The following is a 16,654-nucleotide window of genomic DNA, read 5'->3' as shown; positions in this document are numbered from 1 at the left end:
AAACATTGCCCGATTGAAATCGTGGGCAATATGGCAATTTCAAAAAATAAATAGAAAATGATTTATCGCTTAAATAATTCCATGATTGAAAATCAAGGTCAATACTCAAAAACCCACATGCCGAAGCGTAAAGGTGAGGCATAATCAACATCGCCCGCGATTTTCAATCGTGGGATTATAAAACTCTGCCAATCTAAAGCGTAGCCAACTGCTTCTCCAACTTTTTCGCTTCTCTTTTTCTTAAAATTGTTATATCCAGTTTAACATCCTTTTTTGGCCGATTATTTTTGTCTGTTTCAAGGGCAGCAATCTTATCAACCATCTCCAAACCAGAAATTATTTCGCCGTATACAGTGTAATTTCTATCTAAATGTGGTGTGCCACCAAGGGTTTTATAAACTTGACGCTGCCATTCAGGGATTTTAAATTTTAAGCGTTTTTCCTCCAAACTATTTAATTGTTCATCGGTAAAAACCTTGCCCTGTACCAAATAAAACTGACTTCCGCTTGATGCCTTTTCAGGGTTAGTATCTCTTGCGGCAGCTAAAACACCTTTTTTATGAAATAAACTATCTCTAAATTCTGCCGGGATGGTGTATTTTGGTCCACCCTCGCCTAGTAGTGAATCCGGCTTTGCATTTCTTGAATCCGGATCGCCTCCTTGAATCATAAAATCTTTTATCACCCTGTGAAATAAAGTGCCATTATAATAGCCTTGTTTTGTAAGTTTTAAAAAATTATCGCGATGCAAAGGTGTTTCATTGTACAATTTAACAATACATTCTCCATATTCAGTTTTGATACGGATATATTGATTTTTAGGTTTTGCAGCTAAAGCCGTGAAGACAGAAAATATGCAAACTATAAAGAGTAACTTCTTCATTTTAATTGTGTTTATGGCTAAATTAAGCTAAAAAATGAAATTCAATAAATAAAGAAGCTTATTATTCAAATTATTTTACCTTAACTTTGTATTAATGAAGTTAAAACAAAAAATAGCATTTTCTTTGGCCGTATTTTACGCGGTTAGTGTTATTGGTTTAGCTTTAAGTTTGCATTTCTGCGGTGGAAAATTAGCGAATGTACAATTGTTCAGCAACGAAGTTGCTTGTAAGCTTTGTAAAGATATTCCTGCGGAGAAAATTAAAGATGACGGCTGTTGTAAAAATACACAAGTTACTGTTAAGGTAAAAGATAGCCATCAAACTGCGGCAAAAGTTGAAATGCCTAAGCTTTTCTCCATTCAGCTTTTTTTACATCCACCAGTTTTAGAATTTCTAACAAACATCAATCCTGCTTTTTTCAGTAAAATTAGCAACAAAGCACCGCCACTTTCCTCGCGGGTTGCTTTGCATGTTTTCAATTGCATTTTTAGGAATTAGGATATATCATTTGTTTTTCGATGCTTAAAGCATTTCGACAAGCACAGTGTGACATTTTCTTTAATTCTAATTCAAAAAATCATGAAAACAATAAAATTATTCAGCATAATTATGCTTCTTTTTGCCGCTAAAGTTTCGGCTCAACAAATATCAACAGCAGATTTACAAGTAACTGGCTTAACCTGCTCCATGTGTTCTAACGCTACACAAAAATCGTTAGAAACTTTAGGTTTTATCAGCACAGTAAAACCAGATTTAAACAAAAACCTCTTCGTTTTAACCTTTAAAAAAGGTGCGGATATTAATATCGATTTAATCCGCAAAAAAGTTCAGGATGCCGGCTTCTCTGTTGGGGGTTTAACCGCAGACTTTACGTTTAATCAGGTTAAAGTTGACGATAAAGGCCAAGCAATTGTGGGTGGCAACGTTTATCGCTTTGTAAACGCAAAAAACAAAACCCTAAACGGAACCGTAAAAGCATCAGTAATAGATAAAAATTTCATTTCTGGTACAGCATTTAAAAAGCAGGCAAGCGCTGTTAATTCTGATGCATATGCAAGCGGAACGGCTGTTGTAAACGGAAAGAAAACTCGTGTTTATCACTTAGTTTTGTCTTAAAATATGAAAAATATTTTTCTGACAACTCTGATTTTTATCGGGGCATCTGCCAGTATTTTCGGACAAGAGCTATACGTTTTTACCGAGCCTGCGAGTAATATGCCAAGCAAGTCTATCGGTATTCGTTTAACCAATGAAGGCATGTTTAACAACCCTGGTTTTGTGAGCAGAACCATTCCGGAAGTAATGTTTGGTTTCAATAAAAATGTAATGGCGCATGCACAAGCTTTTTTATCAGATATGGATGGGCGATACCGATTTGAAGGTGCAAGTTTATACGCTAAGTATCGCTTTTTATCTATTGATGAAGCACAAAGCCATTTCAGAGCAGCCGCTTATGGAAGAATAAGTACGAGTAAAAGACCCGGATTTAGCAGAGATATTAACCTTGAAGGCGATAATTCTGGTTGGCAGGCAGGCTTAATTTTCACACAACTTTTGCATAAATTGGCTTTATCGGCAACTTTAGGTTATGCTGATGCTTTTGAAAAAACGGATAAGGTTTTGAGGTTAAATACACCACAGCCCGATAAAATGCTTTCATATAGTTTATCATCTGGTTATTTGGTTTTGCCTGTGGTTTACAAAGATTACAAGGAGCCAAATTTTAATCTATATTTTGAAATGTTGGGCAAAACAGATCCAGGTTCAGGCGAATCATATTTAGATTTGGCTCCTGCCATACAGGTTATTTTGAACAGCAGAACCAGAATTGATTTAGGTTATCGTTTTCAGGCAACCGGAAACATGACTAATCGATACTTGAAGAACATGTATCTGCTAAGGGCAGAATTTAACTTTTTTAATGTTTTAAAATAAAAATACCATGAAAAAAATAATGATAATGATGGCGATAATCGCCATTGCAACTACAAAATTGACTTTCGCACAAAGTAAAACTGATGCTGCTTTTAATCAACTATTAACAGCTTATTACGATGTAAAGAATGCTTTAGCAACCGACAAAAAAGAGATGGCTGTTACAAAAGTAAAAGTTTTAATAAACAAGCTTGATGCCATACCGCATAAAGATTTACCGGCCACACAACACACACTTTGGATGGAACAGGCTAAAATAATTAAAGCGAAAGCAACAGAATTAGCAGCCGGAAAGGATATAAAAGCACAGCGAAAATCTTTTGAAGGCATCTCTTATGCGATGATTAAAACAGTAAAAAATATCAAATTTAATAATGCTACGGTTTATGTTCAACATTGTCCGATGGCTAAAGCCAGCTGGTTAAACGAGAAAGAAAACATCGAAAATCCGTATTACGGAAGCATGATGTTTGATTGCGGCGATGTTGCTGAAACCATAAAATCAAAATAATGGATTTGCATGTCAAAAATATGGTATGCAACCGCTGTAAAATGGTGGTTAAAGCAGAGTTTGAAAAACTCGGCTTTAACCCTATTTCAGTTGAATTAGGAAGGGTTTCTATCAAAGAAAGCATTTCTGCTGATGCTAAAAAGAAGTTATCCGAAAGGTTAGATTTATTTGGATTTGAGCTTCTAGAGGATAAAAAAACTCAAATTTCGGAGCAAACCAAAACAGCTATTATCAACTTGGTTCACTATGCAAAGGAACCTTTAAAAATTAATTTATCATCTTATTTAAGTGAGCGACTTAATACAGAATATGCACACCTAAGCGCTATTTTTTCTGAGGTAGAAAATCAAACTATTGAGAAATATTTCATCACTCAAAAAATAGAAAGGGTTAAAGAAATGCTTACTTATAATGAATTAACACTAAGCGAAATCGCCTATCAGTTAAATTACAGTAGTGTTGCGCATCTTTCAGCGCAGTTTAAAAAAGTTACAGACTTAACACCTTCAGCCTATAAAAATCAAACATCTGATAAGAGAAAAACATTGGATGAGATTTAGAAAATATGGAAGAGGTGAAACGGGTGATGGAACCTCAATATTTCTTAACCTATATCAAGCTGTAAAAAAGGATAACGCTGTACCTTTATATTAAAATTCAACAGCATGTCAACCTTATCACAATTCAGAAGTTTTACCCAGCGCTTGCCACAAACTGATTTGATGCCAACATTATTTATAGGGCATGGCTCGCCGATGAATGGTATTGAAAATAATGAATTTAGCAGAAGTTGGACTGAATTAGCCGCATATATTCCAGTTCCGAAAGCAGTTTTGGTTGTTTCGGCACATTGGTTTACACACGGAACTTTTGTTACAGCTATGGATTTTCCATCAACCATTCACGATTTTGGTGGGTTTCCACAAGCTTTATTTGATGTTCAATATCCTGCTCCCGGCGATGCTGAATTAGCAGCTGAAATTCCTTCGCTTGTTCATTCTACAACGGTTGGTTTAGATCATGATTGGGGTTTAGACCATGGCACCTGGACAATCATTAGGCACATGTATCCAAAAGCTAATATTCCGGTTTTGCAGTTAAGTATCGATTACACGAAAGCACCAGAGCAACATTACGAAATTGCCAAAGAGATTTATGCGCTTCGAAAAAAAGGCGTTTTAGTTATTGGCAGCGGAAACATGGTGCACAATTTACGCATGCTAAGCTGGGAAATGATAAACGGCGGCGGTTTCGATTGGGCCAATGAAATGAATGATAAATTCAAAAATCTCATCGCCAATGGCGACCATAAACCTTTAATTGATTATAGAAATTTAGGCACTGATGCGATGTTGGCAATACCAACTCCCGAGCACTATTTGCCATTGATTTACACTTTGGGTTTGAAGAATGATAAGGAAGAAATTTCATTTTTTAACGATAAAGCTGTTGGTGGCTCGTTAACAATGACTTCAGTTTTGGTTGGATAGGTTTTACTAACGCATTATTTCTTCTGCTGATATATCCTCCCCGTCATTGCGAACTCGATTTTTCTTCGGGAGAAGCAATCTCCTTAAAGATATACTTGTAGCCTAAGAGATTGCTTCCGTGCCTCGCAATAACGACCGCCCCACAATATCTGTAAAAAATCCTATAACATTTTATGAAAATTCTGTAACGAATTTCACTTATGCAAAGGGTAAATTTGTTTAAAATTTAAGTTATGACACACACTTATCAACTTACCGGAATGACATGCGGAGGTTGCGAGAATAAAGTAAAAAGCAACCTTTTAATTCTACCGGATGTAACGGCCGTTGATGTTTCAAAAGATACAAATTCTGCAACCATCAGCATGGATAAGCATATTGGTTTAGATGTGCTGCAAAAGGCTTTGGGCGGTATTGAAAGTAAATATCAAATAACGGCGAATACACAGAGTGAGGTTTTAGATGAAACCAAATCCTGGGCTGAAACCTATAAACCAATTCTTTTAATTTTTGGTTATGTTACGATTGTTTCCCTCATCGTTTCCTGGCAAAATGAGGCGGTAAACTGGATGGTTTTTATGCGGATTTTCATGGCTGGTTTTTTCTTAACCTTTTCGTTTTTTAAGCTGTTAAACTTGAAAGCCTTTGCCGAAAGCTATGCGATGTACGATATCGTTGCCAAAAAATTTAGTGCCTGGGGCTACATTTATGCTTTTATTGAGCTGGGTTTGGGTTTAAGTTTTGCGCTAAATTTATCACCGATAATTGTTAATTGGGTTACCTTAATCGTAATGATTGTGAGCATTTTGGGTGTTTTAGAAAGTGTTATAAACAAGAAAAAAATTCAATGCGCTTGCCTTGGAGCAGTTTTTAACTTACCTATGAGTACCGTTACCATTGTAGAAGACGCGATAATGATTGCAATGAGCGCTGCGATGCTAATTTTAATGTAAACCTTTTGCAATTGTATTTGTAATGTGCGCTAAATGGTGTTTTCCATGCCAGGCGTAAGTGCCAAGCATATAGGCTAAAGTAAATGTTTTACCGTGCTCGGGATGGATGTACATACGCTGGAAATCTTCCAATTTAAGTGTTCTCAAAAAGGCAACTAATCTTTTATGCAACGCTGTTAACAACATAGTGGATAACTCAATGTCGCCATTTTTAGCCTCTTCGGTTTCTGCCCAACGATCTTCATAATAAGGTCTGATGATTGGATTATCTTCAGTAATAGCCAGTTTGAAACGGATATAGGCATTCATGTGGCTATCTGGAAGATGATGAATAACCTGTTTCAACGTCCAACCGCCTGGCCGATAGGTTTGATTTAAATCATCAGCAGTCAAACTTTTTGTAGCATTTCTGATTTGATTTGGAAGCATTTCAATCTCCGAAATCCAAATATCTGCCTGCTTTTGGTCAAAAATTTCAGGCATGCTAAATTGCCCGATTGGGTATTTGAGTTTTTCTAAATCCATGTTGGAAAAATAAGCTTTTTACAAGCATTATTAGGAAGTTTTTTTGCCACGGAGACACGGAAATCACGGAATATAATTAATCTTATTCCGTACCTTTAGTGTTTCCGTGGCAGTTTTTTTAACCAATCAAAGCAGCTTCTTCAGCCATTTTAATAAACCCATTTTATAAGGCGGATAAATCATTTTTGTCATCCCTAGTTTTGATTGGAAAACCACAGCTCTTTCATGCGAAAAGTTTTTAAAGCCAAATATGCCATGGCTACTCCCAATTCCGCTGCTGTTTACGCCACCAAATGGCAAGTTTGGGTTACTAATGTGCACTAAAACATCATTTACACAAGTTCCACCCGAGCTGGTTTCTTTTATAATTTTCTCCTGGCTTTTTTTGTCATCCGAAAAAATATAAAGTGCCAAAGGTTTATCTTTTGAATTGATAAAATCAATCGCATGCTGTAAATTTTTATATTTAACAATTGGTAAAATTGGCCCGAAGATTTCTTCTTGCATTATACTATTCTCCGTATTAACCGAAGTTAAAATCGTCGGATTTATAGTTAAAGAATCGGCATCGGCTCCTCCTCCAAATTCTATTTTAGCGCCATCATTAATAGCTTTTTGTAGAGCACTATTTAATCGTTCAAACTGTTTTTTATTAATGATTTTTCCATAAACCTCTTCACTAATCTTTCCATCCATAAAGAACATTTTTTCGGTTGCGTTTTTAAAGTGTTCTACAAATGCTCCTTCCAAATTTTCGTCAATTAAAACATAATCTGGCGCTATACAAGTTTGCCCCGCGTTTACCAATTTACCCCAGGCAATTTTTTCTGCAGCTTTCTGCAAATCAACACTACCATCAACTATGGCCGGCGATTTTCCACCCAATTCTAAGGTTACAGACGTAAGATTTTTTGCTGCCGCTTCCATCACCACCTTTCCAATAGCGGTACTTCCGGTAAAAAATATATGGTCGAAAGGCAATTTAAGGAGCGCCGTAGAAACTTCAACATCACCTTCAAAACAGGCAATTTCTTTTTTATCAAAAGTATTGGATATAATTTTATGGATAACAGCAGCCGTATTCGAGCTCAATTCTGAGGGCTTCAGAATGGCGCAATTCCCCGCAGCAATTGCCGAAATCAGCGGACTCATAACCAGCTGCAATGGATAATTCCATGGCGCAATAATTAAACAAACACCTTTAGGCTCATAGTAAATTTTATTGCCGGCAAAAAGATTGCTGATGGTTTTACCAACTGATTTTGGCTTCATCCATCCCGAAAGTTTTTTAACTGCATGATCTATCTCAGCATAGGTAAAAAACAATTCTGTAACAGCGGTTTCGAAATTGCTCTTTCGCAAATCTTTATCCAAAGCATGGTAAATTTCTGCTTCTGCACCTTCTAAAGCAAACTTTAGTTTTTTTAGCTTTGCAATTCGGGTTTTTGCATCCGTTTTACGCAATTCAAATTTATATTTATGTTGTAAATCGACAACCGATTTTATTTCTTGTTCCATCAAATTATCTGTCATTTTGAGCTTGTCAAAAGATAATGTTAAAGTCTGCGATAACTCAGACTAACACACCTTTTCCTATTTAAATTTAGTTAAAATCCAATCATTTCATTAAAATTTCATCGATTTAAACCATATTGCAACTAATCTTAAATCATACAAATGAGGAAATTGTTTTTTCTTTTTGCCTGCTTCATATCATCCACATTACAAGCGCAAACCATTAAAACTGATGTTTTGGTGTTGGGAAATTCTACAGCTGCATTTTCGGCGGGTGTTCAGGCATCAGAATCTGGCGTAAACACCATAATTTTAACACAAAGTGATGGTTTGAAAATTAGCAGCATTAAAAATCTTCCGCACACCGGGGTAATCAAAGCATTCGAAAAAAGAGCAAAAAAATCGCTAAAAATTGCAGATAGTGTATCACTTCCAGAAATAACCAATCAAATATTAAATGCTGTAATTAAAAATTGGTCAGATAGTTCAAAGCTTTTTGATGTGATTAACAATACACCTTATTATGAAATAAAACGCTCGGGAAGTGGATGGGAAGCTAAACTAACCAAAGATAAAAGCATTAAAGCAAAGGTTTTAATCGTTACTGATAATATTGAAAAAGTTCTCCCGGCGTTAAAAGTTTCGAACTTAAAACCAGCAGAAACTAACACTTTAAATTACAACGAAAACCTTTATCGAACCACAATTGGTGGCATAACCGGAACTTCAAATTTCTTATCGCTTTATAGTTTACTTATTCCTAATCAAGAGAACATAATCTACATTAAAGCGGATGGTTTCGAAACCGGGCAAGCGGCCGGAGCCACTGCAGCCTATGCTACTTTTTATAAAACAAAAACCAGCTTAGCAAACCTAAAAGGTATACAAGGTGAACTTTTAAGTTATAAATTGCCATTAATGCCTTTTGAGGATGTAAAGATAACAGATTCTAATTGGCTTGTGATTCAAAAAACAGGCATTACAGGAATTTTGAAAGCAGAGATAAAAGGCGAAAAAGTATTTTTCAATCCGGATAAGGCAGTTTCTTATACTGAAATTAAGCAACCCATTAAAGATTACTATTACAAAGCTCAAATCTGGTTCGATGACCATCAGAATGTGCCTGTTAATTTAGAAAACACTATTTCTATGGTTAGCTACGTTGGCAACAAAGCTATTGATGCCACCAAAGCAGAGATTGAAAAGAAATGGAAGAAAAACTACAAGTTTTCATCGAATTATGATTTGAAAAAAATTTTAACGCGACGAGAATTTTCAGTTATCGTGAATGAATATTTAGAACCATTCGATAAGATAAACGTAGATAGAACGGGACGAGTGATAAGATAATCACATTTTTGCCACTGAAACACAGAAAGCACGAAAGGGATAGAAAATTATTGGTGTTTTATATTTAGATATCTCCGCGTATTCCGAGCTTCCGTGGCAATATTTTTTATACCTGGATTACTAATATTAAGAAACCAGTGCTTCCGTGGCAACCTAAGCGTTGTAACATTTCCATTTCCTTTCAAATTTAGCATCAGCAATATCTAAATTGCAGCATCCAAATCAAATTCATGAAGAAATATTTACTTTTCCTACTATTATGTACAGGAGAATATGCTTTTGCACAACAAATCGCACCACTAACTGTCGAAAAAATAATGCGAGACCCAAAGTGGATGGGTACATCGCCAACAAATTTCCGCTGGACGGCAGATAGTAAAACTTTGTACTTTAATTGGAACCCTAATAACAAAGCGAAAGAGGAATTATACAAGATTACTCCTTCGGCAACCAAGCCTTTAAAAGCTGTAGATAAGGAAGACGAAAAGTTGCTAAGCTTAAACTATGTTTATAACAAAGATAAATCGCAAGGCTTGATTGAAAAAAGCGGCGACATTTATCTTCAAAACTTCAAAACCAAAAAAGAAACGCGTTTAACCAACACAATGGAACGCGAAAGCAGCCCTGTATTTTTAACCAATGGAAATATCGCTTATCAACTTGGTGATAATATTTTTCAACTTGATTTAAAAACTGCAGAAACTAAGCAAATTACCAACTTCACTAAAGGTAAAGCAGCAGGTAGAATGCCATCAAAAGCAGCAACTGAGCAAGATAGTTGGTTAAAAGCACAACAAACTGAATTGTTCGATATCATTAAAAAAAGAAATGCAGAAAATCGCGGCGGTGCTACTCGTGGTGGTAGAGGTCGTTTTGGTGCATCATCAGCTGATGCGAAATCATTAAAACCGCTTTACACAGATGATAAATTTTTGAATGGCGTGGTTATTAGTCCCGATGGTAGATTTGTGACCTACAAATTAACTACGCCAGCACAAAATAACCACAATACAATCGTTCCGAATTATGTAACTGCCTCTGGTTATACTGAAGATATTCCGGGCAGAACGAAGGTTGGTGAAAATGAAAACAGTTCACAAGGCTTCATCTACGATACACAAAGAGATACCATTTATGCCATACAAACTGCAACCATACCTGGTATTAAGGATATTCCAGATTTTTACAAGGATTATCCAAAACAATTAGATTCAATAAAAAAGAAAAATGCAGATAGGCCGGTAAACTTTTTTGGCCCATTGTGGAATGAAAACGGCAGTACCGGAATTATGGTTGCTACTTCTACAGACAATAAAGACCGCTGGATTTTAAAATTAGATGCCTTAACCGGAAAATTCGATTTGATAGACAGACAGCATGATGAAGCCTGGATTGGCGGTCCTGGTATTAGTGGTTTTTTTCAGGGCAGCACCGGTTGGATTGATAATAATCGTTTCTACTATCAAAGCGAAGCAACGGGCTATTCGCACCTGTATGTGGTTAATGTTTCAACTGGCGATAAAAAACAGCTCACTTCTGGCAAATTTGAGGTACAATCTGTTCAGCTTTCTAAAGACCACAACACCTTCTACATCAAAGCGAATAAAGAACATCCCGGGATTACCAATTTCTTTAAAATTAATGTAAACGGTGGCGAGCTTGTTCAAATTACAAGCATGAAAGGTTTAAATGATATTACGCTTTCTCCGGATGAAAAATACGTTGCCATTAATTACTCTTACCTAAATAAACCGGGTGAATTGTATATTCAGCCAAATAAAGCAGGTGCAAAAGCAGTAAAAGTAACAGAATCAGCCTCTGCAGAATTTAATGCTTACAAATGGCGAGAACCGGATATGGTTTCGTTCAAAAACCGTTATGGAGCAGATGTTTACGCAAGAGTTTATAAATCTGATAAACCACATCCAAACCGTCCGGCCGTGGTTTTTGTACATGGTGCCGGCTATTTGCAGAATGTTCACTTCGGTTGGAGTACCTACTTCCGTGAGTTTATGTTTAATAATTTACTGGCGGATATTGGCTACACCGTAATCGATATAGATTATACTGCAAGCTCAGGCTATGGCCGCGACCATAGAACCGGAATTTACCGCCACATGGGTGGAAAAGATTTAACAGACCAGGTTGATGGTGTGAAATTTTTAGTAGAAAAATATGGTGTAAACCCTAAGCATGTTGGTTTATATGGCGGTTCTTATGGTGGCTTTATTACACTAATGGCGATGTTTAACGAATCGGATGTTTTTGCAAGCGGTGCAGCTTTACGTTCGGTTACCGATTGGGCACATTATAACCATGGTTATACATCCAATATTTTGAACGATCCTTTTAACGACCCAATAGCTTATAAAAGAAGCTCACCAATTTATTTTGCTGATAAACTAAAAGGAAATTTATTAATGGCGCATGGAATGGTGGATGTGAATGTACATTTTCAGGATATTGTTCGCATAACTCAACGTTTTATTGAACTTGGTAAAAACAATTGGGAGTTAGCGGTTTATCCGGTGGAAGACCATGGTTTTATAGAGCCGAGCAGCTGGACAGATGAATACAAGCGGATATTTAAACTGTATGAAAATACCTTGAAGAAGTAGAATTTTAAATCTCTCTTAATGAAAATTAAGGGAGATTTTTTTTTGCAATTAGTTTTAAAAACCTCGTGTAAAAGAAATGCCTTTGGGAACCACTCCAAAGGCATAATCAACCTAAACCTCAAACTAAACTATGAAAAATCTTTTGTCTTTTACGACTATATATTTTGTTTCCGCTACGCGGAGAATATGAACAATTTCCTAAAAAGATAAATTAAATAATGTTTCTCTTTTTGGTGGTGCAAAGGTAATAACTATTTGTCAATTAGCAAATGTTTTTTATAAATTTATTTTTTAATACAAACGGATGACAAATATCAACAAAAACAAGGCGCTAAAAAGCTAGTTAAACTATTTGTAATCAGCTATTTGAATGTGCTGCTGGCAAAATTCGTATTCTGAAATTTGATTTGAACCGATAATAGTAAGTCTATCTTTGGTGAAATTTTCTATCAGTTCTTTGTACCATTCTATCCCTTGCACATCTAAATTACTGGTTGGTTCATCTAAAAATAGAAGAGGTGAATCAGAACAACAGGCTAAAACAAGCTTTGTTCTTTGTTTCATACCCGATGAAAAATATTTAATTTGCTTGTTAATTGATTTTTCTAAACCCAATATAGAAACGATGGATTTTGCATCAACGCCATTGGCAAAATTTTTAAACTTAAAATGGAAATCTATAGTTTCTCTTAACGTAAATGTTTCCACCAGCTCTAAATAAGGAGCGGCCAAGCTTATTTGTTTATAGATATCCTCAACGGCAATATTCTTTTCATCATTATCAGTAAAAGAAATTTTCCCTTCAGAAGGCGTTAAATTACCTGTAACAACACTAAGTAAGGTGGATTTACCAGAACCATTCGGACCTAAAATCGCGTAGCTATTGCCAGATTTAAACTCGGTGCTTAAATTTCTAAAAATCCATTCCTTGTTAAATCTCCTACCTAAGTTATCTAATGAAATATTCATCTATATGGGTAATATTAAGCTTTAGAAAGAAATTTAGTCATACAAACACTATTTTCTACACCAATGTACTGCCCATAGTTTTCTGTGATTTGGTAGCCCGCTTTTTGATAGAGTGAAATGGCTTCAGGCTGTTTTTTACCCGTTTCTAAAACACATGCAGTATAACCCAACTCTGCAGCCCATTGCTCTAGTGTTGTTAAAACCTTTAAAGCAAAGCCATTCTTTCTGTAATCAGGATGCACAAACATCCGTTTAACTTCTACAGCGGTTTCAGAAAAAGGCTTTATTGCTCCACAAGCTACAGCAGTTTCATCAAAATAGGCTACCACAACTTCTTTAATGGCATCAATTTTATTAAACTGAGCATAAAAACTATGTTCTTCGCCATCTCTAATCGCTAAATCTTTATCCAACAAGGCAACTAACCTCATAAAATCAGTATTTTCTGAATTGGTTCTAACTAGCGTTAAATTGCTCATGAATAATTTGGGGTTTTAATTAAACCTTATGGCTTTGTGTTAGCTTCCCATTCCAAAACCCTTCATCACACCCCGGTTAGAGTTGCGAATAAAATCCACAATCTCATCGCGGATTTCTGTAGGTTTAAATTCTGCCTCAATCATATCCAAGGCTTTGGTAACATTATTATGCTTTACAAAAAGTACGCGGTAAATTTCCTGAATTTCATCAATCTGTTCATTAGTAAAGCCTCTTCTTCTTAAGCCAACAGAGTTGATGCCTGCATAAGAAAGTGGTTCTCGGGCAGCTTTAACATAAGGTGGAACATCTTTACGCACCAGCGAACCGCCAGTAACGAAAGCATAAGAGCCAACTTTAACAAACTGATGGATGGCTACTAATCCGGCTAAAACAACATTATTTCCGATGGTAATGTGGCCAGCTAAAGTTGTACTGTTAGAAAAAATACAATTATTTCCAACTTCGCAATCGTGAGCAATGTGTGAGTAAGCCTGAATTAAGCAATTGCTTCCAATTACGGTTTTCCATTTATCTTTGGTACCACGGTTAATGGTTACACATTCGCGGATTGTTGTATTATCACCAATTTCTGCGGTGGTAACTTCACCTGCAAACTTTAAGTCTTGCGGCTCGCCAGAAATTACAGCACCAGGAAAAATACGGCAATTTTTACCAATTCTGGCGCCATCCATAATGGTTACGTTCGAGCCAATCCAGGTACCTTCGCCAATAACAACATCTTTATGTATTACAACGAAAGGTTCAATTACTACGTTTTCGGCGATTTTTGCTTGGGGATGTATATATGCTAAAGGTTGTATCATTATTGAGCAGGTTCTGTTTGTTTAACTTTTGAAATTTGAGCCATCATTTCGGCTTCTACAACGATTTTTTCGCCAACCATACCAACACCTTTCATTTGGGCAATGCCTCTTCTGATTGGTTCAAGTAAATCGCAACGGAAAACAATAGTATCGCCGGGAAGAACCTGTGCCCTAAAACGTACATTATCTATTTTTAAGAAATAAGTAAGGTAATTGCTTGGGTCTGGAACTGTACTTAAAACTAAAATCCCACCAACCTGAGCCATTGCTTCGATTTGAATAACACCCGGAAAAACCGGTGCGCCAGGGAAATGACCTTTAAAAAATTCCTCATTCATGGTTACGTTTTTAACGCCCACAACGTGATTTTTAGAAAGCTCAAGGATTTTATCAACAAACAAAAAGGGCTGACGGTGAGGCAAAATGTCCATTATTTGAACAATATCATACAATGGTTTTGCGCTTGGATCGTACACTTTTTGAATTTTCTTATTTTTTTCTTTTTTGATTGCCGCTTTTATCTTCTTCGCAAATGCAACATTTGCCGCATGCCCTGGTCTGGCGGCCATAATATGACCTTTTAAATGCATACCCACCAAAGCTAAATCTCCAATCATATCTAAAAGTTTATGACGGGCAGGTTCATTTTGATAACGTAACTCCATATTGTTCAGGATTCCCTGAGGTGCAACATCAATATCTTCACGGTTAAAAAGCTTAGCCAAATGACTTAATTCGTCTTTAGTTACTTCTTTATCAACAATAACGATAGCATTATTTAAGTCGCCGCCTTTAATTAAGTTGTGTTGTAACTGATATTCTAATTCATGTAGAAAACAAAACGTTCTGCAAGAAGCAATTTCTTTTTTAAACTCTGCAATAGTGTTAATCCCAGCATGCTGACTGCCCAAAACCGGCGAGTTGTAATCTATCATACAAGTAAAACGGTAGTCATCCAAAGGCATGGCTACAATTTCAACTTTTCTATCTGCTTCGGTATAGGTAATATTGTGTGGGATGGTAAAGTATTCACGATCTGCGTTTTGCTCAATTGTTCCTACTTCTTCCAGTAAATCAATAAATTGAATGGAACTGCCATCCATAATTGGTGTTTCCGGTCCATCTAATTTTATCAAAACGTTATCAAGGTCCATACCTACTAATGAAGCCATTACATGCTCAACAGTGCTAACACTTGCGCCATTTTGAGTAATGGTTGTTCCACGAGAAGTATCGGTAACATTATCTGCATCTGCATCGATTATTGGCTGGCCATCCAAATCCACACGCTGGAATTTAAAGCCATGATTTTCTGGCGCAGGGCAAAAAGTTAAGGTAACATTAGCACCAGTATGTAAACCCACACCCGAGGCTGATATTTCTTTAGTAATCGTTCTTTGTCTAACGTTCATTGTTTATTGTATTCTTTTCGATTTCAGATGTAAGCCTTTTTATCTCTTCCTCGAGTATGTTTATTCTTTTTTCGATGTCTGGCAGATGTTTAAAAATAACCGAAGCACGCATCCAGTTCCGTAAAGGTTGCGCCGGACTACCATGCCATTGTCTATTTTCTTCGGTGATGTTAAAATTGATACCTGCTTGCGCACCAATTTGGGTTCCTTTTGCTAAAGATAAATGTCCGGCAATGCCCACCTGACCACCAATAACGCTATTAGGCCCTATTTTAGTACTTCCAGATACACCAGATTGAGCCGCTAAAACCGTGTTTTCACCAATTTCTGCGTTATGTGCAATCTGAATTAAGTTATCTATTTTGGCGCCTTTCTTAATAATTGTAGCGCCCATGGTTGCTCTATCAATAGTAGTATTCGCTCCAATTTCTACATCATCCTCTATAATAACATTACCAATTTGCGGTATTTTATTATAGGTTCCATCTTTTTGAGGTGCAAAACCAAAGCCATCGCTTCCAATAACTGTATTTGAATGGATAATTACATTCTTACCGATTAAAGAATTATGATAGATTTTTACACCAGGAAAAAATGTGCTGTTCGCCCCTATTTTTGAATTTGCACCTACAAAGGTTTGGGCATTTAACTTACAGCCATCGGCAATTTCTACGTTTTCAGAAACATAGGCAAATGCATCTATAAAAACATTTTTACCAATTTTTGCTGTCGGATGAACAAAAGCCAGTTTATCGATACCTGTTTGTGTTGCCTGCGCATTCATTGCCTCGTTATATTTATCTAACAGTACAGTAAATGAGCTGTAAGGATTTTCTACACGAATTAATGTGCTTGTATATTCTTGCGTTGGACTAAACGTTTTTGAAACAATAACAACTGATGCCTGAGTTGAATATAAAAAGTTTTCGTACTTCGGGTTCGAAAGAAAAGACAAAGAACCTTCTTTACCATCTTCTATTTTAGAGAGTTCACTTACGGTTACATCAGGGTTACCATCTATGGAACCATCTAAAAACTCGCTTATCTGCTTGGCAGTAAATTGCATCGTACAAAGGTAAATGTTAAATTGATATGAACAAAAAAACCTGTAAGGGTTAAATAGTGTATTTAATACACAATAATAAGACTTAAAACGGCTCTAAAAACTAAATATTTTGTTAAAAAACC

The 16,654-nt window shown here is 36.2% G+C and carries 17 protein-coding genes; 9 read left to right on the top strand and 8 right to left on the bottom strand.

Annotation, left to right across the window (positions count from 1 at the left end; all coding sequences use genetic code 11):
• Positions 1 to 193: 193 nt before the first annotated feature.
• Positions 194 to 883: a peptidylprolyl isomerase gene (locus LUA90_RS05945; protein WP_231458665.1), complete on the bottom strand. Its 690-nt coding sequence runs from the start codon at positions 881 to 883 to the stop codon at positions 194 to 196.
• A gap of 94 nt (positions 884 to 977) precedes the next feature.
• Here LUA90_RS05945 and LUA90_RS05940 point away from each other — a divergent pair, with 94 nt between their 5' ends.
• The 7 genes from LUA90_RS05940 to LUA90_RS05910 all read left to right on the top strand — a co-directional run bounded on the left by LUA90_RS05940 (position 978) and on the right by LUA90_RS05910 (position 5,773).
• Complete coding sequence (locus LUA90_RS05940) at positions 978 to 1,382, top strand: hypothetical protein (protein ID WP_231458664.1); 405 nt, start codon at positions 978 to 980, stop codon at positions 1,380 to 1,382.
• Positions 1,383 to 1,463: 81 nt separating this feature from the next.
• Positions 1,464 to 2,000, top strand: a complete 537-nt coding sequence (locus tag LUA90_RS05935; protein ID WP_231458663.1) for a heavy-metal-associated domain-containing protein — start codon at positions 1,464 to 1,466, stop codon at positions 1,998 to 2,000.
• A gap of 3 nt (positions 2,001 to 2,003) precedes the next feature.
• The gene (locus tag LUA90_RS05930) at positions 2,004 to 2,819 is read left to right on the top strand and encodes a hypothetical protein (protein WP_231490601.1); all 816 of its coding nucleotides are present in this window, start codon (positions 2,004 to 2,006) and stop codon (positions 2,817 to 2,819) included.
• 7 nt (positions 2,820 to 2,826) lie between these two features.
• Positions 2,827 to 3,330 (top strand): DUF3347 domain-containing protein, encoded by a 504-nt coding sequence (locus tag LUA90_RS05925; RefSeq protein WP_231458661.1) that lies wholly within the window; start codon positions 2,827 to 2,829, stop codon positions 3,328 to 3,330.
• A 41-nt stretch (positions 3,331 to 3,371) separates the two neighbouring features.
• On the top strand, positions 3,372 to 3,890 hold the full coding sequence (locus LUA90_RS05920; protein ID WP_231458660.1) for an AraC family transcriptional regulator: 519 nt from the start codon (positions 3,372 to 3,374) through the stop codon (positions 3,888 to 3,890).
• Between the two features lie 105 nt (positions 3,891 to 3,995).
• Positions 3,996 to 4,820 carry a 4,5-DOPA dioxygenase extradiol gene (gene ygiD, locus LUA90_RS05915; protein WP_231458659.1) on the top strand — a complete coding sequence of 275 codons (825 nt, stop codon included), beginning with the start codon at positions 3,996 to 3,998 and terminating at the stop codon, positions 4,818 to 4,820.
• 233 nt (positions 4,821 to 5,053) lie between these two features.
• A complete protein-coding gene (locus LUA90_RS05910; RefSeq protein ID WP_231490600.1) occupies positions 5,054 to 5,773 on the top strand; it encodes a heavy metal-associated domain-containing protein in 720 nt (239 codons plus the stop codon).
• On the opposite strand, the gene LUA90_RS05905 is transcribed toward LUA90_RS05910, so the two are convergent.
• Together LUA90_RS05905 and LUA90_RS05900 are read right to left on the bottom strand one after the other, a co-directional pair.
• Positions 5,765 to 6,298, bottom strand: a complete 534-nt coding sequence (locus LUA90_RS05905; protein ID WP_231458657.1) for a YfiT family bacillithiol transferase — start codon at positions 6,296 to 6,298, stop codon at positions 5,765 to 5,767. The two genes, LUA90_RS05910 and LUA90_RS05905, sit on opposite strands and share 9 nt — an antisense overlap.
• Positions 6,299 to 6,424: 126 nt before the next feature.
• On the bottom strand, positions 6,425 to 7,816 hold the full coding sequence (locus tag LUA90_RS05900; RefSeq protein ID WP_231490599.1) for an aldehyde dehydrogenase family protein: 1,392 nt from the start codon (positions 7,814 to 7,816) through the stop codon (positions 6,425 to 6,427).
• A gap of 159 nt (positions 7,817 to 7,975) precedes the next feature.
• Here LUA90_RS05900 and LUA90_RS05895 point away from each other — a divergent pair, with 159 nt between their 5' ends.
• The gene (locus LUA90_RS05895) at positions 7,976 to 9,163 is read left to right on the top strand and encodes a hypothetical protein (RefSeq protein WP_231490598.1); all 1,188 of its coding nucleotides are present in this window, start codon (positions 7,976 to 7,978) and stop codon (positions 9,161 to 9,163) included.
• Positions 9,164 to 9,393: 230 nt separating this feature from the next.
• Positions 9,394 to 11,781 (top strand): prolyl oligopeptidase family serine peptidase, encoded by a 2,388-nt coding sequence (locus tag LUA90_RS05890; RefSeq protein ID WP_231458653.1) that lies wholly within the window; start codon positions 9,394 to 9,396, stop codon positions 11,779 to 11,781.
• Between the two features lie 348 nt (positions 11,782 to 12,129).
• Here LUA90_RS05890 and LUA90_RS05885 read toward each other — a convergent pair whose 3' ends face one another.
• Genes LUA90_RS05885 through lpxD form a run of 5 tightly spaced genes read right to left on the bottom strand, consistent with a single transcriptional unit; the run spans position 12,130 to position 16,532 of the window.
• Complete coding sequence (locus LUA90_RS05885; protein WP_231458652.1) at positions 12,130 to 12,750, bottom strand: ABC transporter ATP-binding protein; 621 nt, start codon at positions 12,748 to 12,750, stop codon at positions 12,130 to 12,132.
• Between the two features lie 14 nt (positions 12,751 to 12,764).
• The gene (locus LUA90_RS05880) at positions 12,765 to 13,229 is read right to left on the bottom strand and encodes a GNAT family N-acetyltransferase (RefSeq protein ID WP_231458651.1); all 465 of its coding nucleotides are present in this window, start codon (positions 13,227 to 13,229) and stop codon (positions 12,765 to 12,767) included.
• Between the two features lie 39 nt (positions 13,230 to 13,268).
• On the bottom strand, positions 13,269 to 14,054 hold the full coding sequence (gene lpxA, locus LUA90_RS05875) for an acyl-ACP--UDP-N-acetylglucosamine O-acyltransferase (RefSeq protein ID WP_010599175.1): 786 nt from the start codon (positions 14,052 to 14,054) through the stop codon (positions 13,269 to 13,271).
• The gene (locus LUA90_RS05870; protein ID WP_231458650.1) at positions 14,054 to 15,466 is read right to left on the bottom strand and encodes a bifunctional UDP-3-O-[3-hydroxymyristoyl] N-acetylglucosamine deacetylase/3-hydroxyacyl-ACP dehydratase; all 1,413 of its coding nucleotides are present in this window, start codon (positions 15,464 to 15,466) and stop codon (positions 14,054 to 14,056) included. The genes lpxA and LUA90_RS05870 overlap by 1 nt, the downstream gene beginning before the upstream one ends.
• Positions 15,456 to 16,532, bottom strand: coding sequence for a UDP-3-O-(3-hydroxymyristoyl)glucosamine N-acyltransferase (lpxD, locus tag LUA90_RS05865; RefSeq protein WP_231458649.1), 1,077 nt, complete (start codon positions 16,530 to 16,532; stop codon positions 15,456 to 15,458). Before lpxD ends, LUA90_RS05870 begins: the two co-directional genes overlap by 11 nt.
• Between the last annotated feature and the right edge of the window lie 122 nt (positions 16,533 to 16,654).

This window comes from Pedobacter sp. Leaf170 (assembly GCF_920984665.1).
Lineage (GTDB): Bacteria > Bacteroidota > Bacteroidia > Sphingobacteriales > Sphingobacteriaceae > Pedobacter.
Note: the sequence above shows the minus strand (reverse complement) of the source record. Positions and strands in the feature narration are given on the sequence as shown.